Source organism: Dictyobacter aurantiacus, assembly GCF_003967515.1.
Taxonomy (GTDB): Bacteria; Chloroflexota; Ktedonobacteria; order Ktedonobacterales; family Ktedonobacteraceae; genus Dictyobacter; species Dictyobacter aurantiacus.
On the sequence record NZ_BIFQ01000002.1, the window covers coordinates 825106 to 844273 of the forward strand.

The window sequence follows — 19168 nt, forward strand, 5'->3', positions numbered from 1 at the left end:
CAGTTTAAAGGACAATTGTCCCCTTGTCAAGTGCAGATTGCTTAAAGGTGCCAATTTGGTGCAAAGAGAAAGGCATTTTCGTGTTTCTTGTCACGTTGCCTTTTTGCACCATTTTGATGGGCACCTTCATATAAATAAAGAGGGGTCTATGGACATAGAGAGACCGCAGGAACAGGTCGCTACGACAGAGCATAGTAGTACCAGAGAAGCAGGGGCGCGCAGAAGGCCGGAGCGACGTCAGGCAGCCGATTTTGACCAGCGCATCCTACGGGTGGCCCGGAGGTTGTTCGCCGAGCGGGGCATTGAAGAGGTCAGCATGCATCAGATTGCCCAGGAGGCAGGCATCGGGCAGGGAACGCTCTATCGCCGCTACGCCCACAAGGGCGAATTGATCCTGGATCTGCTGAATGAGAGCGCCCGGCGCTTCGTAGAGGAGATTCAGGCCTATGCCGAAGATAAAGAAACGCGGTCAGCCTTAGGGCGACTGGATAGCGTCCTCCGCAGATCCCTGGCCTTCATCGAGGAGGAGGGCATATTTCTGGCGGCAATGATGGATACCTCGTCGGCCGAGAGGCGTGAGATGAAGTTTAGCACACCGTACTACCGTGCCTCGCATAGCCTCATCGCGCATCTGCTTGAGGAGGCCATTGCCCAGGGGGAGTTGGAACCACTGGACACCATCTATACCGCTGATGCGATCATCGCCACCTCCGATCCCGCCCTCTATCTCTTTCAACGCCAGCGGCGCGGCTACACTTCAGAACAGATCCTGGAAGGGCTACGACGCATCTATATCCAAGGCGTGCCTATCAGCACGCAACAATGAGCCGCAGCCTCCTCCAATATAAAATTAACATCATTTGATGAGTTGGTGCATCGAGCGCGTCTTACGCGCTCGATGCACCAACTCATCAAACCGGTGCGGCCGCGCAAGCGGCCGCCCGTACAGGGGCTATCACGCTCCCCGTAAAAAGTGTGTCTGACACTCCCTAAACTTCGTGATGGCCGCCGGTCATGAGGATACCGAGCTCCTCTTCGGTAGCGTCTGATGAGACGATATCGACGATCTGGCCCTCGTACATAACGGCGATGCGGTCAGAGAGGGAGCGGATCTCGTCGAGTTCGGCCGAGACGAGCAGGACAGCTTTGCCGGCGTCACGCTGCTCGATCAATTGGCGGTGGATGAACTCGATGGCGCCGATGTCGACACCGCGCGTGGGCTGCGAGGCGACCAGCACGATGGGATCGGTGCTCAGCTCGCGGGCGATGATCAGCTTCTGCTGGTTACCTCCGGAGAGTGTACGCATGGCAGCCGTGGCCGAGGGGGTGCGTACATCGAACTCTTTGATCAGCTTCTCGGCCCAGCTAGCAATGTTCTTAAGCTGCAGCACCATGCCGCGCCAGGCGAACTGCCTCCAGCGATGGCGACCCAGAATAGAGTTATCCTCGATGGACTCGGTGATCACCAGGCCGCTCTCGCGTCGATCTTCGGGGATGTGGCACATGCCGGCGATACGTACGCCGCGCGCGCCCATCTCGGTGATATCGCGCGCCCGACCGGGCTTACCATCGACGACGGGGGTCATGGTAACCAGGCCACTCGACGGCTTACGCATACCCGTCAGTACCTCCACCAGTTCGGTCTGGCCGTTGCCCTCGACGCCAGCGATGCCCAGGATCTCACCGGCGCGCACATCGAAGCTCACGTCGCGCAGAATCGGCAGACCACGGTCCGATTTCGCCTCAAGATCCTGCACATGCAAAACCACGGGACCTGGATTGGCGGGTGACTTCTCGACGCGCAGCAGCACGTCACGTCCCACCATGGCGCGGGCAATCTCGCGCTGATTGGTCTCCTTCGTCACCAGTTCTCCCACGTTTTGTCCACGGCGCAGGACGGTAATCGAGTCCGTCACGGACAGCACCTCGCGCAGCTTGTGGGTGATAAAGATGATCGTCTTCCCCTGCTTGACCAGGTCGCGCAGCACCACGAACAGCTCATCGGTCTCCTGCGGGGTCAAGACGCCCGTGGGCTCATCCATCACCAGGATGTCGGCGCCGCGATAGAGCATCTTAAGGATCTCGACGCGCTGCTGCTGTCCCACGGAAAGCTGCTCAATGCGCAGATCCGGGTCGATGGGCAGGCCATACTGCGCACTCAGATTCTTAATTTCTTTGCGCGCACGCTGGCGATCATAGGTCGCGCGCAGACCGCCGGGTTCGTGTCCCAGCACGATATTCTCGGCCACGGTTAAGGGCGGGATCAGCATAAAGTGCTGGTGCACCATACCGATGCCCAGGCGGATCGCGTCACGTGGTCCCGAGATCTGGACCGGCTGGCCGTTGATGCGCACCTCGCCGCTATCAGGCTTGACGATGCCATAGAGGATATTCATCAGCGTCGACTTACCGGCGCCATTCTCGCCCACTAAAGCGTGGATCTCGCCCTTCTTCACCAGCAGGTTAACGTGGTTGCTCGCCACCACACCTGGCCAGGCTTTATAGATATCGCGCATCTCCACCGCGTAGGGGGTCGAAACCTCCTCGCGGCGATCAGCTACAGTACTCTCTTGCATGGATCTATCCCTTCTACTCTGATGCTGGCTCGTAAGGTATGCCATCGGCGGCGGGCGCTATCGTGCGGCCAACCAGGCCCACCAGGGCGATCAGGGTCAACACATACGGCAAGATGCTGAGCAGATTGGCCGAGACTCCGGTATCCTGCAGGCGTGAGCTCAAAGCTTCTCCGATGCCGAAGATCAGACACGCTCCGGCGGCACCGAACGGCGTATACTTACCGAAGATCATAGCCGCCAGGGCGATATAGCCCTGTCCGGCGGTCATATTCTGGTTGAAGATACCGGCGATACCCAGCGACAGGAATGCTCCAGCAATACCTGAGAGCAGGCCGCTGCTCACGACGCACAGGTAGCGGATCAGGCGCACATTGACGCCGGCGGTATCAGCTGCATGCGGATGCTCACCGACGGCCCGGATGCGCAGTCCGATGTTGGTGCGGAAGAGCAGGAAATGGATGCCAACCAGGATAAGCAGGGCCAGGTAAAAGATGATATTTTGCTGGAAAAGCACCGGACCGATAAAGGGGATGTTCGCCAGCGGCCCCCAGTGCAGCTGAGGCAGGCGCAGCGCATCACCCAGTGCCTTCACACCCTGTCCCTGCGTCTGAATGGGAAGCAGGAAATTCGTTAAACCCAGCGCCGCCAGATTGATGGCGATGCCGCTGACGGTCTGATTAGCCATAAAGTGGATCGAGACGATGGCGTGTACCAGGGCCAACAAGCCACCAGCGATCATCGCGCCCAGCAAACCCAGCCAGACATTGTTGGTGGCGATCGCCATCATTACACCAACATAGGCACCGATCAGCATCAACCCTTCCAGGGCGATATTGATGACGCCGCTGCGCTCCGATATCAGGCCACCCAGGGCCGGAAGCAGGAGCAAGGCCCCAAATTGCAGGGCCGCCTGCCAGAAATCGGACGATAGTAAAACCCTCATTAATATCTGGAAAAACACGCTATTCCTCCTGACCCAGGGGTGCGCGAGCTGAACCCGCCGTTTCGGCACCCGCGCCTGTTGCTTCATTACCACTCGTATCCGCTGACCCCGATCCGGACGTAACAGTGCCGTCTGCGGGCATATCTGGTGTTTTCACATCAATCACCCCTGGAACCAGGGCAGGTTTGGAGCTTCTGGACAGGAAATTGGGGATGAAACGCTGGAATGAAGGCAGGTACTCGACCGCGATACTAAACAGGACCAGCGACTGCATAATCGTAATGATATCGCCGGGCACATTAACATATCCCTGTAAATAGGGGCCCGCCTCCTGCAGACCGCCGAAGAGCAGCGAGGCCAGCAAGACACCTATTGAGGTCGTGCGCCCCAGCAGAGCGACACCGATGGCATCAAAGCCGGTCGAATCAGTGGCGAAGGCCGAACTGATCAACTGGTAGGGAGCCTGGCCCATCAAGCGCACCGAGCCGGCCAGACCGGCGAAGGCGCCCGCCAGCACCATAGCCATAATAATGTTCTTCTTGACCGAGATGCCCGCGTAGCGAGCGGCCTTCGGATTCTGACCGATCACGCGCAGTTCATAACCAAAGGTGGTACGCGCCGTGATGAACCAGTAGAAGACCAGGGCGATAAAGGCAAAGAGCAGGCCGACATCAACGGTATACTGGGCAGGCTCAGGGATCTGCGGCAGAAAGCTCCCCAATGTCTGGTTATAGAATACGGCCAGCGATGGGATGGTTGCCTGGGCGGGCAGCGGCAGCGTCTGCTGCGACAGCTTGGGAGCCTGGAAAGGACCCTCAACCAGGTAAGCACAAAAATAGAACGCCACCCAGTTCAACATGATCGAGGTTACCACCTCGTGTGCGCCGCGCCAGGCCTTCAACACTCCGACGATTCCGCCCCAGATACCACCGGCCACGATACTGGCCAGCAGCATCAGCGGCACCAGCACCCAGCCGGGCATGTTCGGCATACGCAGAGCAATCGCGCCAGCGGCCATCGAACCAACCGTTAACTGGCCGGCCGCGCCGATATTAAAGAGTCCCGCGCGAAAGGCGATAGCCACCGCCAGGCCCGCGAAGATCAGCGGGGTCGCCTTGGCCAGGGTAAAAGAGATACTTTGAATGCTCCCAAAGGATCCCAATACAAGATAATAGTAGCTTGAAACGGCTGTAATAAAACGGTTATCCAGTGGGCCCGGCGTGGTAATCATCACGATGATCCCACCCAGCACAAAGGCGACCAGAATCGCGATCAGCGGCCGCCCCAGCGCGGCCCTGAACGCTCGCATCCACCTGGCTAACCGTGACGCAGGAGCCGAAGTCCTGCGCTGCACTGTTGGCGTTGCCATATGGCTCCTCCTGCGCGCAATACAAAAAAAGATAAATGGTAGTGAAGAAATTATACCTCATGTGCTCCCGCCTGCGGCGGGAGGGAGAGGGGGAGTTGGGGGACACCCCCAGACCCCCGGCAGGAGGGCTCGCCGCCCTCCTGCACCTCCAGCTTGCAACCGTAGAGGGGAGAAGAGGGGACACCTCCAATCCTCCGGCAGGAGGGGCTCGCCGCCCGCTTTCCCATCAAACAAAACATCACCGCAGAAGGATGGAGCGCCAACATTTCTAGCCGTGGATAGGGAGAAAAAGTCAGCGCCAGCCATGCCACTTCTACGGTGATTTCAGATGCCTGGCCTACTTCTGGACGGTGTCTGGTACCTGCAGGGCACCCGATTTGATATCCTGGATGTACTTGTCGACGACTGGTTTCACTTCGGCAGGAACCTGGCTACTCAGGGGAGCATAGCCAACGCCGTCATTGGTGAGGTCGAAAGGAGCAGGATTGTTGCTGAATTTGCCAGACTCGAAATTTTTGATGGTGATGTAGACGGCCTGATCGACGCGCTTAACGGCGCTGGTGATCACGCTATCGTTCACATGAGACTGGTCGCTGTCCACACCGATGCTGTAAACGCCTTTAGCCTTGGCAGCCTGCAGGGCACCAACACCACAACCACCGGCCACCTGGAAGATGATGTCAGCTTTAGAGGCGCCGATCTGGTTATTGGCGATATCCTGACACGCAGCGGTATTGTCGAAGGAATTCGAGTAGTTTACCTTGACGGTAACTTTGGGGTCAACCTTCTTGGCACAGAACTGATAGCCAGCGATATAGTGATCGACAGGAGGAATGGACTGACCGCCAACGGCGCCAATGGTGTTGTTACCCAGCAGTTTGCTGGCCTTGCTCTTGCCCAGCGTCTCCATCTCACCGGCAACCACGCCAGCCAGACAGCCGGCCTGCTGCTCTTTAAAGTACAGGGGAGCAACATTTTTCAAAGGATCGCAGTTTCCCTTGGCATCTGAAGGACAGGCATCGATCAGAGCAAAGGATTTGGTCGGGTTGGCCTTCGCGACCTGGTCCATGGCGGTAGCCATCAAGAAACCAACACCGATCACCAGATCAGAAGTCTGGGCGGCACGAGTCAGGTTACCAACATAGTCGTTCTGAGACTTTGATTCGATGACCTGGCGGCGGAACTTCAGCTCACCCATCGCTTTGGTGTAACCAACATAAGCTGACTGGTTGAAGCTCTGATCATTAAGACCGCCAATGTCGGTAACCAGAGTCACAGACTTCGGGGCGGACGAAGTAGAGTTGCCGCCACCGGTTGAGGTAGAGGGCGAGCTACCACCACAGGCGGATAGCATGATGCCGCATAAAACGAGTAGCGAGACAAGCAGGCTCGGAATGCCAGACCTTCTCATAGAGGTAGGATCCTTTCTTTGCTCTCCAAAGAGATTGCGAAAAAAAATAATGTCATATATACGTACAACGCGCCAGCAACGCCCGTACGTTGTCTCTATAAAGAGATGAAAACAAACGCTCTTTACCATACCATGCCGAACACGCTAGCCGGCAAAAGAGGTGTTTCTGTTACTTTATAAATCCTAACAGCCGATAACAGATCAGACATACAATTGTGCTGCGCTATATGTCTGCCCTGCAGGAATAAGGCTAGTCACCCGGTAATGACCATATTCTACCACCAGCCACCATGCTCGGCGCAACACATATGTAGTGCATGCGTCCGACGGCGGTTGTGAACACAGATCGGGAGATTCGCCATTTCCAATAGATATATACGTAAGGATGTGTATATTTCTCACAATCTACTATAGCAAATTGTGGATGAAAAAAGATATTCGTGTTATTTGTCCAGCACGGCCTCCAGTGGCAGGGTGAACCAGAAGGTGGAACCCTGGCCGGGAGCGCTATCGATGCCGACCGAACCATCCAGGCGCTCAATGATCATTTTGCTAATATGCAGGCCCAGCCCCAGGCCGACGCCTGAGCCAGTGCGCACATCAATGCCGGGAACGCGATAGAAGCGTTCCCAGATACGCTGTTGTTGGGCTTCAGTCAAGCCGGGGCCAGAATCGCTAACAGCCACACGCACAATTTTTGAAGGTATATCATGGGTTACCTGTACAGACACGGGCTGATCAGCCTCGGAATACTTGAGAGCGTTTGATAGATAATTGCTGACGACCTGGCGGATACGATCAGTATCCACGATCGCCAGTAGCTCTCTGGTCGCGGGCAGGTCCAGCTCAATGCGACGGTCTGGATTCAGCAGGCGCTGGTCCTCAACCACCTGCCGCACGAGAAGGGCCAGGTCCTGCAGATCAGGCTGCAAATCCAGGTGGCCGATCTGAATACGCGACACGTCCAGTAGATCATTGATCAGACGGCTCTGCGTACCAATCTGCCTCTCGGTCCGATTCAGCAGGTCACGCACGGCATTGATACCCTGTAAAAGTTGAGGATCGAGCGACCGGGACCGGCTCGCCAGGCGCAGCGTCTGCCGCTGCGCCAGCTGGACGCTGGCCTTGATCGTAGTCAGCGGCGTGCGCAGTTCGTGGCCCGCGATGCCCAGGAACTCCTCCATCATCGCATTGGCCTCGCGTGCCGCCAATATGTTGGCCTGCGCCTCCGCCTGATCAGCCACCAGCCGCTCGCGCTCCAGCACCAGAACGGTCAATTCAGATACAGCCTTGAGTAAAGCCAGCTCAGATTTAGCATATGTATGGGGTTCGCCGCCATGATCGGCAAAGAGAAAACCCACCAGTCGGTCCTCAATATACATCGGGGCCACCGCGGCCTGTGAAATGCCAAAGGTATTGACGGCACTGCTCAACGGCGGCTGCGTATAATCTAATATACCGATATCACGCGTGCGCAGGATGGATCCGATGACCGGATTTTGCAACAACTGCTCCACTGAATAATCCTGGCGCTGCTCCAACCATTTCTGCTGCATATCTGCGGACAGGCCGATGGCCGCCACCGGAAAAACCGTGCTGGTCGCCTGATCGACCAGGGTCAGACCACTGCGCGTACTGCCGGTGATCAAACCGATATGTTCGAGCAGGCGGTAAGCGATCGTCGTAGAGGCAGAGGGACGACTGGAGCTCAAAGAGGAGTCAGACACTGGCGTCTGCACCAGCTCCTCGGCCAGCGACAGGAGCGAAGTCAGGGCTTGCTGCGTCTTACGTTCCAGGGAACGGCGTTCAGTGACATCACGAAAGATCAATACACCACCCGTCAGATTACCCATATGATCATAGAGAGGCGAGCCCGTAATGTTTAGCTGCACATCGCGTCCATCCAGGGCGTGAACCCGAATATCCATGGAATTCGTGGAGGTAAACACTTCGCCCCCCAGGGCACGCTGCACCGGCATCTGATCCGCGCGCAATAGCTGCCCCTTTTCATCACGAATATGCAGCGACTGGCCCCGTTGCTCGGGCGTCAGCAACACATGGGAGGAATCAAGATCCAGCGCCAGCATACGTCGATAGGCCGCGTTCATGCGCACGATATGTCCAACGCTATCATAGAGGATGACGCCATCGACCATCGCTTCATACACCGCCTCCAGTTGTCCAGCCCGCTCGGCCGCGTCCTGCTCAGAGGTACGCAGACGATTAGCCAGTTGCTCGGCCCGCAGACGCGCACGCTGCGTCTGACTGGCAACGACACAGAGAGTGGCGCCCACCGCCAGATAGAAGATGGCACTGGTAATATCCTCAGTGTAGGCGCGTAAGAAAGGGAAGAAGGCCGGCAAGGCCAGGTAGACGGTCCAACCAGTACCGATCAGGATCGCCAGCAGACCCGGCAACACCCCCCATCCCAGAGTAATCAGCAGGCCCACCAGCAGAGTCGGCGCCTCCAGAAAGCGGAAGTTGCCGAAACGCTGCATCACCGATGTCATCCCCACCACCACCAGCGACTGGCTGATGAGGGCTATCAGATAGCCCGCGATCGGTTTTTGCAGGCTGGCAGGCAAAAAGGCGGGTGCAAACGTCTGAGAACGTAGCTGCCTGCGCAGATACTTCTCCATCTTTTTATACAAAACGCTAGTCTGCAAGCACGCGGAGAACACGCGACCGAATGCGAAAATCTTGCGCTTTGGTTCTTCAGGGAACGGCTGTTCTACATTCATAATATATAAAATAGTTCCTTGTACCGGATATCTAAACAGCCAGACAGAGCTTCTTAGCCACGCCGCGCCAGCAACCGGAGATATTGCTGTGGCAACATGTCAGTGTGTCGCTTGAAAAAAATACTCTCGGCCGCGCAGGCCGAACCTACAAGGTATGGATGGAAGAAATCAGATTTTCCAGCAGCGACGACAAAAGGAGATCAAATCGCGTCTCTTGACTCCCTATATATCCTGCGATGTATGGGGCCACAGTGCCCCAGTTGGTTGTGTAGGCATAGGCTCTCTGTCTGGCAGCGCTACCTCTACAAAAGGATGTGCAAACTTATATCATTATGATCAAGTATAACCATACTTAATCACAACTGCAATGAGCTTGCCTCCTGGTGAGATATATGGAGCATTGACGAACGTTGTGTGTGTCCTTCATGCTTCTTTTCAGCCTTCATCATTATGGGCGAAAATGAAAAAGGGCGGTCATATATGCTTGCGAAACCCGGCTGCCGGGGGATATGATAAGGATACATTATTCTGCCAGATACCACTGAGGGATTACATACCCTCTATTTCTCTCATCGCTATGATTCAGACGTATCTGGCCTAAATAACGGTCAAAGCTATTCATCCATGGTTACTATATTCTCATACACTACTCATTGAACCAGACAAATGCGACCAAAAACCACGATATATACGTATACCTTCTATAATTCATCTCTCACTTACGCAGGAATGCAAGGAGTCTATAATGCTCATGCAAGAGCTTGTACATAAAACGATCGGCAATTATTATATAGAACGCGGTCTCGCCAAAGGGGGGATGTCAGAGGTTTATCTGGCACGAGATCAGCGTAACCAGGACATAGTGGCTATGAAGATGGTCAGGCGCAGCGCCGGCGAATATTATGAACGCTTCCGACGCGAGGCGCGCGCGATGGTGCAGTTGCACCATCCGCACATCCTGCCAGTCCTTGATCATGGCGAATACGAACAGTGGGCTTATATGGTCTCCCCCTATATTGAGTATGGGACGCTCAGCCGCCGCGTGGCCGAGGGTCCCCTGCCGCTGGCGGAGGCGAGCAATATCCTGTTCCAGGTGGCCAGTGCCCTGCAATTCGCCCATGAGCATGGCATGCTGCATCGCGATATCAAGGCCTCAAATGTCCTGTTGCGCGATGGAAATTATGCCTACCTGACAGATTTTGGCCTGGTGAAGAGCATCGAGGACAACTATAGCCTGACGCGTTCCGGCTTCCTGATCGGGACGCCGGAGTATATGGCGCCCGAACTGGTCGAAGCGTCGGCTACGCCGGCCAGCGATATCTATGCCCTGGGGGTGCTGCTATATCAGATGGTCACCGGGAGCGTCCCGTTCAGGGGAACCAATCCGGTCAACATCGTCATGAAGCATCTCCGCGAGCAACCATCGCCTCCCTCACAACTAAATCAGGCCATTACGCCTGACGTTGAGCGCGTCATCCTGCAGACGCTAGAGAAAGATCCCATGCGTCGCTTTCGCACGCCAAAGGCGCTTGCCAACGCCTTCCGCCAGGCGTACCAGGTGAATGCCGCGCCTGAACCGGTAGCGAACGTGCAGCACAGTTCACTGCAAAACCTCCCCACGATCCAGGTGATGCCAGCTTCCACGGCGCCAGCACAAAAGTCTAATGCATTGAAGGGATCGCGTCTGATCTGGATCGCCGGGGCGGCTCTGGTCGCCATCGTGATCCTCATTTTGCTCTTGACTCACGCCTCATCCCATAACGCTGGCCCTAAGCAACCGGGACATAACACGCGACCAACCGCGACCGCCAGTTCATCCATGCATCAGACGGCCACAGCGGTATCGCAAGCACAATCAATCCAGACACCAGCAACGCATAAAGCACAGAACGGTCCCAGGGGTTCGCACGGCAACAAGAAGTAGCCAATAGAGGATATCATCCCATTCAGACGATTCAGATGATTCAGCGTTGTATAGGTGCAGCAGGGGTGCGGAAGCGCCCCTGCTGCACCTACACACAACCAGTGCGGCCGTGCACGCGGATGCCTGTGCGAGGGCGCTCACGTACCCCACTATGAGGGAGTAAGACTCATGCTTAGAGCTCTTTTATGTTGGTAATACTTTAGGTTGAACCAGCGGCGTGTCTTTTAGCGCGGGAGGTTCAGGCATCCAGCGCTGCATCAGGCGTTCTATCGTGCAGATCAGGGGAAAGAAGAAGAGCGCGATCAGGATGTTGAGGCCAAGGTGGGCCATGGCCACACGGGTGCCGCCGTTGGTCCAGAGACGCGAGAGCATGTCGGTCAGCGGAATGAGCCAGATCAAGGCCATCAGCGCACCAGCAAGTTTGGTGCCGAAATGGACCACAGCCAGGCGGCGTCCCGTTATGGTTCCTTCATGCATCGCCAGGAGTAGGGCCATCACGGTAGTTCCAACGTTCGCCCCCAGCATCAGGGCCAGGGCAGCGGAGGTGGGGATAGCCCCGGTCGTAGCCAGCATGATCACCAGCCCAATGAACGCCGTACTGGAATTTAGTAATATAGTGAGAAGCGCACCGCAGACAAAAAGCACGATCGGCACGGACGCCAGAGCCTGCAATATCATAATGATGACCGGATAGGTGATAAGGGGGGCGCTCGCCGTTACCAGTTCCGATAAACCGAACATGATCAACCCAAAGGCGAAACAGAGGCGTCCCAGATAACGATAGGGGGTGCGATGGGTCCAGAGCGCAAGCGTAGCAGCGATACCGATAAATATAAATACATGGTCCGTGAGATGCAGAGAGATACATTGCACGGCCAGCGTGGAGCCGATATTTGACCCCAGCAGCACCGCGATGGCCTCCGAAAGCGAAAGGAGATCCGCACTCACAAATCCTACCAGCAAGGAGGACATGGCATTGGAGCTCTGCATCAACGTGGTCGCCATCATCCCCAGGACCAGAGCGATAACGGGATAGCGCATCAGAGAGGTTAGTCTTTTACGCACATGGGTATCCGCTAGATGTTGTACCGCCTCGGTGATCAGCCGTACTCCATAAAGCACGAGCACCACCCCCGTCCAAAATTTTCCCAAAGCCAGGGTAACGTGCAAGATTAGGATCATCTTCCCCTCCCCACACCATCGCAGAAGAACGGGGTCCAATACAACAACAGCGTTGTATTGCTCTCGTCAGTGCGTAACCAATCACGACCTCGGCCAGATAAGCCTTAGAATTTATTATAATAACCATCAAAAATAGAATCTGTCTCTTTATCGATTATAAATTTATAATAAATAGTTTTGTAGGCGTTGATGCGACACGGGGAAGGGATGCATCCCTTCCCCGTGTCGCATCAACGCCTACAAAACTAAGAAAAGCTAATGCATGTCCTTGCCGTCTCGTTCTAAGATGGCATACAATCAAGCTGCAAATTTTCTTTCCGGTTCCATCTGGCAGGTTGACAGATGTTTGTGTTTATCAGGGGTTTTTCATGTTCGGTGCAAAAATTACCAGGACCTTTGTGCAGCGAGAGGTGCTGGCCGGGGTAACGACGTTCGTTACGATGGCGTATATCTCCGTGGTCAATCCGATTGTACTGGGGGCGGCGGGAGTGCCGTTTCAGCAGGCGTTTACGGCGACGATCATCGCGACGGTGGTAGGAACGCTCTTGATGGCGCTCTACGCCAACTACCCGATCGCGATCGCGCCCGGAATGGGGATGAATGCCTATTTCGCCTATTCGGTGACGCGGGGCCATCAGGGAATCAATTATCATGTGGCCTTCTCGGCCGTTTTCCTGGCGGCCATCATCTTTGTATTGCTCTCCCTGACCCCTCTGCGTTCACGCCTGATCGAGGCGATTCCCGAAAATCTCAAGCACGCGATCACAGCGGGTATCGGCCTCTTTATCGCCTTCATCGGCCTGCGCCTGACCGGCATCGTACAGGCCGATCCCACCGACCTGGTGGCTCTGGGTGATCTGCACTCGGGTAAGGTACTGCTGGCATTGCTGGGGCTGGTATTCACCGTGATCCTGATGTTCCTCAATGTGCCGGGAGCGATCTTCATCGGTATCGTCTTCATCACCATCATCTCACTCATCACCGGACAGCTGGCCTTCCATGGGGTAGTCGCGCTCCCCACGCTGCCAGAGGGACTGCTGGCCTACAATCCCGTCAACGCCGTGGCCGACACGATCCACTATGGACTCTATGGGGCCATCTTTTCGTTTGTGCTGGTAACCATCTTTGACACGACTGGCACCGTGCTCGGTGTAAGCCGGCAGGCGGGACTGATGGAGGGAAATACGCTGCCGCGTGCCGATCGCGCCTTCGTCTCGGACTCGATCGCGACCCTGATCGGCTCGATCTTCGGTACCAGTCCGACCTCCGCCTATATCGAGTCGGCCGCCGGCGTCGCTGTGGGCGGGCGCACCGGCTTGACCACCTTAATCGTCTCGATCCTGTTTATCCTCACAGCCTTTTTTAGCCCGCTGGTCAGCGCCATTTCAGGGGTCGCCGCCATTACGGGACCCGCGCTGGTCATCGTCGGCTCGTTGATGGTGGGACAGGTACAATACATCCAGTGGGACAAATTCGAAGAGGCATTCCCGGCCTTCATCACCATCCTGATCATGCCCCTGACCTCAAGTATCGCCGACGGTATCGCGCTGGGCTTCATCTTCTATCCACTCCCCAAGCTGGTCAGTGGTCGCTGGCGCGAAGTACATCCGCTGGTCTACATTTTCGCCGTCCTCTTCCTGATCCAATTCTTATTAACGCCACGTTGACGTCGCACAAAAGGGGTAAAATCGGCCGGGGGGGCAAAATCGGCCGCAAGGGCCGAACCTACGGGTTTTCGCCGCTTTTATTTGTAATTTGGAAAGATCAAATAAGCGATTATAATGTATGGTAAAGCATCAAATAGTGGCAAGGCGTCGATAGGTTCTTTTGGCGCCGTTCAGGGAAGGTGGTTGATGAGCAGGGAGGCTTCCGATTAGAGATGAGAAGAAGGGAGCCGGGGATGAGATTGTTTAGTCCACCCACGAGTCCGATGGTAGCGGCCAGCCTGCTGGTAGTGCGCCTGGCATTGTTCACCGTCTTTATCGTGCATGGATCGCAAAAAGTATTGGGATGGTTCGGTGGTTATGGTTTTCCAGCCACGCTGAACGGATTCACGCATGGGTTGCATATTCCCCTTGCGCTGGCGCTGCTGGCCATTTTTACCGAGTTTCTGGCGCCGCTAGCCCTGCTGGTAGGACTGCTGACACGCCTGGCGGCCCTGGGACTGGCATGTATATTCGTGGTGGCCGTTGCTACCGTTCATCTGCGCAATGGCTTTTTTATGAACTGGACAGGCCAGCAGCGAGGCGAAGGAATCGAGTACTTCATCCTCGCCGCTGGCCTGGTCGTGGCCCTGATCATTTCAGGCGCCGGTAGCTGGTCCCTGGATGCCTTGCTCTACCAACGCCTGAAAGCACAAAAAGTAATGTCTGCGCTTAAACCCGAATACCAGTGATAAGGGCGGCGGGCAGATCGAAGGTGTAGACGCCGTCATTATCCTGTTCGATGTTGAGGTAGGAGCGCGCCTCGGGGGTTGCCGTAGCGAAGAGATGGAGGATGCGCTCGACATTGGGAGCAGGCGTACGTTGGCGCTGCGTCCACGTGGGCACATCCATGTGGATACCCCAGGTACGCTGGTGGCGACCTTCGATGCCAGCCTGTTTGAGCAGATCCAGCCAGGCGGAAACGCTATGATTGCGCACATGCGAAGGATCGCGCAGAACTTCAATCTCATTCACGTATTCATCCACGACCGGATCTTCGGCGCCGATGGAATCGATCAAGAGCAGTTTGCCGCCCGGCTTGAGGACACGCGCCCATTCGCGTACAGCCAGGGCCACATCGGTGAAGTGATGGGCGGCCAGTCGACAGACCAGCACCTCCACACTCTGGTTCATCAGGGGCAAGGCATGAGCGTCGCCCTCGACAAAATGGATATTGTTGAGGTTCAGTTCCTGGGCCCGCTTCTCAGATGCCTCCAACATGGGCACGGTAAAATCGAGCGCGATCACCTCGCGCGCGAACGGGGCCAGGGCGTAAGCGGCGTGTCCGGCCCCTGTTGCCAGATCTACCACCGTCTCGCTCCCATCTAAAGCCGCCGCCTCCACCAGCCACGGCAGGTCGGGTCCCTGCGCGTGGACCGTGCTACCAACATAGGCGCCAGCTACCGCCCCAAAGCGCTGCCGAATCAACTGGTTCTTCTCCTGCCCCTCCAACTGAGATCCATCCCCATTGGTCGAATGCTGTGTCATACCTATATACCTCTTCCTATTGTGGTTTGTGACTCTCCCATTTTTAATTACCCGCCTGTATCCTTAAGGAGAGAAAATCGGCCGCAAGGGCCGAACCTACGACCGACATGGACGTACACCAGCGGGAAATCGGCCGCAAGGGCCGAACCTACGGTGCTCTCGTCTCTTTTGAGGGTCCGTTTCCTCTTTTCTCCTCTCTATTGAAAGGCATCGCCGCCATATGACCCCATACAAAGAGTATAGGATCCACGTGGTGATATGTCTAATACCAAATTTGGAAAAATCCGATGCCGTAATGGCATCAATAATGTATTGAATGTGGATTTTCCATACTTTATGAGGAGTTGGTACACCACTCTCTTTTTTAATGAGGAGGAGTTGGTGCAACACAGTGGGTGGCGCGGACGCGCCACCCACTGTGTTGCACCAACTCCTCCTCATTAAATATGGCTGAGCGCCGTAGGCGCGTAGAGTCAGGGGCCGAAGGCGCAAATGCACAAGTTCATTGTGATGGGAATGTGACCTATGGAGAAGAAGTGGAGACCTCCTTGTGAGGCCACCCCTCTATGCTAAAAACACATACAAGGTACCATCAGGAGACTAAGGGGAAATAACTATGCTGCAGCATATACTTGTGCCATTGGATGGATCAACCTGTGCGGAAGAGGCTCTACCAGTGGCCGCCAGGTTGGCGCGTGCCAACGGAGCAACCATCACAGTCGTGCGCATACTCGCCCCGACTCAGGAGTATCCATACTCATTGGTAGAGGGCTATCCGGCCATGGAAGAATGCTACTACCAGGAGGTACGCGAGGCGACCGACTATCTGGAGAAAGTGATTTATTCAGAGACGCTGCGCGGCATCGCGATCCAGAATGAACTGCTGGTGGGACTGCCGAATCAGATCCTGCCATCGCTGGCGCGCAGAAAACACATCGACATGATCGTGATGTGCAGCCGGGGCGCCACCGGCATCAAGCGCCTGGTGCTGGGTAGCCTGGCACAGGAATTAATTCGCCATAGTACAGTCCCCGTCTTTATCCTGCGCGAAGGCTGCGCCGATATGGCCGCATTTAGCAGGCCATCTGAACAGCAGTTCCGCATCCTGGTGGCCCTGGATGGCTCCCCCGGGGCAGAAGAAGCACTGCTCCCGGCCGCTCGGATCAGCGCGGCATTCTCAACAGATGGTGTGAGCAGGCTGCACCTGCTGCATATCGTCAAACCACGCCATGCTGGCAATAAACAGGAGCCGCTCCTTACCAATGAGGTCAATCAACGCAAGATCGACGAGAGTTTGGAGTATCTCAGAAAGATAAAGGCTGGCATCCAGCAGCGGCTCAGCGGGAAGATCCCGGTAGAGATTACCTCCTCGGTGGTGCTGGACATCAACGTACCTGAGACCATTATCCAGACGGCGGAACAGGGATTGAGCACACCAGACGACTCCAGCCTGGGGTATAGCGCCATCGCCCTGGTGACGCACTGCAATCATGGCCTGAGCTACTGGTTTGGCTCTCACGTGAGCGAACACATGCTGGGAGAGACGCACCTGCCGCTCCTGGTCATCCGTATGCAAGAACAGCCAGCGGCCACCGGGAAAGCCACACTGGCAGATTCATAGCGTGCATAGCGCTTTTCTGTACGGGAAAGACACGCCTTCCAGGCATGATATCTTTAGGCAGTGGGATCAGCAGCCGTCAGCTGCTCGTATTTCTCATAGATCTGTTCGAGTCCCTGCCTGATGGTTACTCTCATCTCCTCATCGAGACCCTCCAGAATTTGGGCCTCTAGCATATGGGTGAAATCCGCCATCTGCCGGGCAATCTGCTCTCCCGCAGGGGTGAGAGTGACCAGGGTAAAGCGATTATCGTGAGGATCGCTCCGGCGGGTCAGCAATCCTGAACCTTCCATCTGCTTAACGAAGCGCGTTACCAGCGTCCCTTCCATTCCCAGACGCTGCACCAGTTCGGCCTGGCTTAGTTCGCCGTTCTGCTTCAGTTCAAGCAAGAGCATCTGACGAGATTGACTCATCCCAACATGCCTCTCATAGAGACGCGCTTGATCGCGCGAGAGATGAAGGATCAGAGCGGGCAAGGGCAGTTCCTTACTCATCTTAGGGCCTTTCTTCTATCATCCAAGGGTGCTTTCTGTTTGTTCCTGCGCAGCATAGCGCATCATCTGGTCAACCATACTTTGAGGAGCATCGGGACGGAAGCAGTCAACAAGGTTGGTGGCGGATTCGATGGCGGAGATTTCGCTCCGCGCGAACATGGCGGTTTCATACTCCGAGAGGGCCGCTTCCACATCATCTGGATGGGCCAGCAGAGCATCCGCCAATTCGGCGGCATCCAGTAGAGCTAGATTGGCACCCTCGCCAGCGAACGGCGACATCAAGTGGGCGGCATCGCCAAGCAATGTGACCCCTGGTATGCGTCCCCAGCGATGTCCAACCGGCAAGGCATAGATGCCGCGATGAATAAATTCCGCATCACTTTCAGCAATGAGAGCGCGTAAACGCTCGTCCCAATCAGAAAATTGGCCGAGCAGTTGCTCTCTGATCGCCTCGGTATCGTTCGCGTCAATGCCATGGGTGGCCATCCAGTCCGCGGGCACCTTTAGCGCGACATAAATGGTGAACCGTCCATCACCATCGCCGTGGGTCAGCAGGCCCTTTTCGTCAGAGAGCGCAAACATCGAGCCCCGGCCAATCAGATCGGCAACCACAGGATGACGCGTAGCGGCGTCAGAGAGGTATGTTTCAAAGAATGAGACGCCCAGGTAAGTGGGTTGCGCGTCCGACAGCAGTGGCCGCACTTTCGACCAGGCACCATCCGCGCCAATCAATAGCTCCGTGGTGAACGTTGCTCCACTCGCCAATCGTACCTCATATCCTCCCGCTTCCAGTTTGACGACACCAGCCACTTTGCTGCCCCAATGAATACACTCAGTTGGCAACGATTGGAGCAAGATGTCGCGGAGCGAACCACGATCAATCTCTGGTCGCGTGCCGTTCCCGTGGTCTTCCCAGCGAACAGTCGCATTCTTGTCGAGAATAAGCATATCGTCACCCGACGGGACAACCTTCTGCCGAAAAGCTTCAAACAGCCCCGCTCTCCGTAAAGCAAGCTGACCCGACTCCTCATGCATATCCAGGACGCTTCCCTGGTGGCGAACATCCGGTGATGTTTCAAGGTCGTAAATGGCAGTCTCGATCCCATGTTTGTGCAGTATGCTAGCAAGGGTGAGACCGCCCAGACCAGCGCCGATAATAGTAATCTGTTTCAACATCATAGTAACCCTTTTGCATTCAAAATGTGTCTGACTTCCGTCATGTTGGGGGCACTTGCGCGCCCCCGTACAGGCGTCCGCTATGCGGCCGCAACGGTTTTGGTTGTTGAGCACCGCAGCTACGCAAACCCATTCTTGTATGTTGGTGTATCGGGGGCGCGGATGCGCCCCCGATACACCAACATACAAAGGGCTCCTGAGCACCGCAGGTGCGAAACCTCAGGCAGGCCGCAGGCGATGATTGTGAGAGTCAGACACATGCTCATAAAAAAATGTAATCTATCATCTACCGAAAATATTAATTACCAGGTTGATAATCAACTTAGTTAATTAATCTATAGGAGTATCATACTCTGCAGAAAAGATATTGTCAAGCTCGCGGCGGCATTTTTTGCGCCTGCACCTGTAATCTCATCTCGAACTGTTGTGAAAAGCTGGCCTGTGGAAGGCAAAACACGATAAATCTGGTACCCAATAATGCGGCAACATCGTGTGGTTGTGGAATGGAATGGTAGCGTTGACATGCATTTGGTGGGGATGGTA

Annotated in this window: 14 protein-coding genes; 5 read left to right on the forward strand and 9 right to left on the reverse strand. The window is 55.7% G+C overall.

Annotation, left to right across the window (positions count from 1 at the left end; genetic code table 11):
* Positions 1 to 148: 148 nt before the first annotated feature.
* Complete coding sequence (locus tag KTT_RS28320; RefSeq protein ID WP_126601062.1) at positions 149 to 826, forward strand: TetR/AcrR family transcriptional regulator; 678 nt, start codon at positions 149 to 151, stop codon at positions 824 to 826.
* A gap of 163 nt (positions 827 to 989) precedes the next feature.
* On the opposite strand, the gene KTT_RS28325 is transcribed toward KTT_RS28320, so the two are convergent.
* From KTT_RS28325 to KTT_RS28345, 5 genes are all read right to left on the reverse strand, one after another.
* Positions 990 to 2576, reverse strand: coding sequence for an ABC transporter ATP-binding protein (locus KTT_RS28325; RefSeq protein ID WP_126601063.1), 1587 nt, complete (start codon positions 2574 to 2576; stop codon positions 990 to 992).
* Between the two features lie 13 nt (positions 2577 to 2589).
* Positions 2590 to 3537, reverse strand: coding sequence for an ABC transporter permease (locus KTT_RS28330; protein WP_235845898.1), 948 nt, complete (start codon positions 3535 to 3537; stop codon positions 2590 to 2592).
* Between the two features lies 1 nt (position 3538).
* Complete coding sequence (locus KTT_RS28335; protein ID WP_126601064.1) at positions 3539 to 4888, reverse strand: ABC transporter permease; 1350 nt, start codon at positions 4886 to 4888, stop codon at positions 3539 to 3541.
* Between the two features lie 337 nt (positions 4889 to 5225).
* Positions 5226 to 6299, reverse strand: coding sequence for a BMP family lipoprotein (locus KTT_RS28340; protein ID WP_126601065.1), 1074 nt, complete (start codon positions 6297 to 6299; stop codon positions 5226 to 5228).
* A gap of 443 nt (positions 6300 to 6742) precedes the next feature.
* Positions 6743 to 9040, reverse strand: a complete 2298-nt coding sequence (locus KTT_RS28345; protein WP_126601066.1) for an ATP-binding protein — start codon at positions 9038 to 9040, stop codon at positions 6743 to 6745.
* 751 nt (positions 9041 to 9791) lie between these two features.
* Between KTT_RS28345 and KTT_RS28350 the strand changes: the two genes are divergently transcribed.
* A complete protein-coding gene (locus KTT_RS28350) occupies positions 9792 to 10964 on the forward strand; it encodes a serine/threonine protein kinase (RefSeq protein WP_160146183.1) in 1173 nt (390 codons plus the stop codon).
* Positions 10965 to 11147: 183 nt separating this feature from the next.
* Here KTT_RS28350 and KTT_RS28355 read toward each other — a convergent pair whose 3' ends face one another.
* Positions 11148 to 12146, reverse strand: a complete 999-nt coding sequence (locus tag KTT_RS28355) for a Na/Pi cotransporter family protein (protein ID WP_126601068.1) — start codon at positions 12144 to 12146, stop codon at positions 11148 to 11150.
* Between the two features lie 368 nt (positions 12147 to 12514).
* Between KTT_RS28355 and KTT_RS28360 the strand changes: the two genes are divergently transcribed.
* Both KTT_RS28360 and KTT_RS28365 read left to right on the forward strand, forming a co-directional pair.
* Positions 12515 to 13813, forward strand: a complete 1299-nt coding sequence (locus tag KTT_RS28360) for an NCS2 family permease (protein ID WP_126601069.1) — start codon at positions 12515 to 12517, stop codon at positions 13811 to 13813.
* Between the two features lie 233 nt (positions 13814 to 14046).
* On the forward strand, positions 14047 to 14541 hold the full coding sequence (locus KTT_RS28365) for a DoxX family protein (protein WP_218031030.1): 495 nt from the start codon (positions 14047 to 14049) through the stop codon (positions 14539 to 14541).
* Here the strand turns inward: KTT_RS28365 and KTT_RS28370 are convergent.
* The gene (locus KTT_RS28370) at positions 14522 to 15337 is read right to left on the reverse strand and encodes a class I SAM-dependent methyltransferase (protein WP_126601070.1); all 816 of its coding nucleotides are present in this window, start codon (positions 15335 to 15337) and stop codon (positions 14522 to 14524) included. The two genes, KTT_RS28365 and KTT_RS28370, sit on opposite strands and share 20 nt — an antisense overlap.
* 616 nt (positions 15338 to 15953) lie before the next feature.
* Here KTT_RS28370 and KTT_RS28375 point away from each other — a divergent pair.
* Positions 15954 to 16958: a universal stress protein gene (locus KTT_RS28375; RefSeq protein WP_126601071.1), complete on the forward strand. Its 1005-nt coding sequence runs from the start codon at positions 15954 to 15956 to the stop codon at positions 16956 to 16958.
* 53 nt (positions 16959 to 17011) lie between these two features.
* Here the strand turns inward: KTT_RS28375 and KTT_RS28380 are convergent, their stop codons facing one another.
* The gene (locus tag KTT_RS28380) at positions 17012 to 17449 is read right to left on the reverse strand and encodes a MarR family winged helix-turn-helix transcriptional regulator (RefSeq protein WP_126601072.1); all 438 of its coding nucleotides are present in this window, start codon (positions 17447 to 17449) and stop codon (positions 17012 to 17014) included.
* An 18-nt stretch (positions 17450 to 17467) separates the two neighbouring features.
* A complete protein-coding gene (locus KTT_RS28385) occupies positions 17468 to 18625 on the reverse strand; it encodes an FAD-dependent oxidoreductase (RefSeq protein ID WP_126603203.1) in 1158 nt (385 codons plus the stop codon).
* Between the last annotated feature and the right edge of the window lie 543 nt (positions 18626 to 19168).

Coding starts and splice junctions, on each gene's coding strand:
- KTT_RS28325 (WP_126601063.1), bottom strand. CDS start 2,576: ATGCAAGAGAGTACTGTAGCTGATCGCCGCGAGGAGGTTTCGACCCCC.
- KTT_RS28370 (WP_126601070.1), bottom strand. CDS start 15,337: ATGACACAGCATTCGACCAATGGGGATGGATCTCAGTTGGAGGGGCAG.
- KTT_RS28365 (WP_218031030.1), top strand. CDS start 14,047: ATGAGATTGTTTAGTCCACCCACGAGTCCGATGGTAGCGGCCAGCCTG.
- KTT_RS28380 (WP_126601072.1), bottom strand. CDS start 17,449: ATGAGTAAGGAACTGCCCTTGCCCGCTCTGATCCTTCATCTCTCGCGC.
- KTT_RS28340 (WP_126601065.1), bottom strand. CDS start 6,299: ATGAGAAGGTCTGGCATTCCGAGCCTGCTTGTCTCGCTACTCGTTTTA.
- KTT_RS28355 (WP_126601068.1), bottom strand. CDS start 12,146: ATGATCCTAATCTTGCACGTTACCCTGGCTTTGGGAAAATTTTGGACG.
- KTT_RS28335 (WP_126601064.1), bottom strand. CDS start 4,888: ATGGCAACGCCAACAGTGCAGCGCAGGACTTCGGCTCCTGCGTCACGG.
- KTT_RS28360 (WP_126601069.1), top strand. CDS start 12,515: ATGTTCGGTGCAAAAATTACCAGGACCTTTGTGCAGCGAGAGGTGCTG.
- KTT_RS28345 (WP_126601066.1), bottom strand. CDS start 9,040: ATGAATGTAGAACAGCCGTTCCCTGAAGAACCAAAGCGCAAGATTTTC.
- KTT_RS28320 (WP_126601062.1), top strand. CDS start 149: ATGGACATAGAGAGACCGCAGGAACAGGTCGCTACGACAGAGCATAGT.
- KTT_RS28385 (WP_126603203.1), bottom strand. CDS start 18,625: ATGTTGAAACAGATTACTATTATCGGCGCTGGTCTGGGCGGTCTCACC.
- KTT_RS28350 (WP_160146183.1), top strand. CDS start 9,792: ATGCAAGAGCTTGTACATAAAACGATCGGCAATTATTATATAGAACGC.
- KTT_RS28375 (WP_126601071.1), top strand. CDS start 15,954: ATGCTGCAGCATATACTTGTGCCATTGGATGGATCAACCTGTGCGGAA.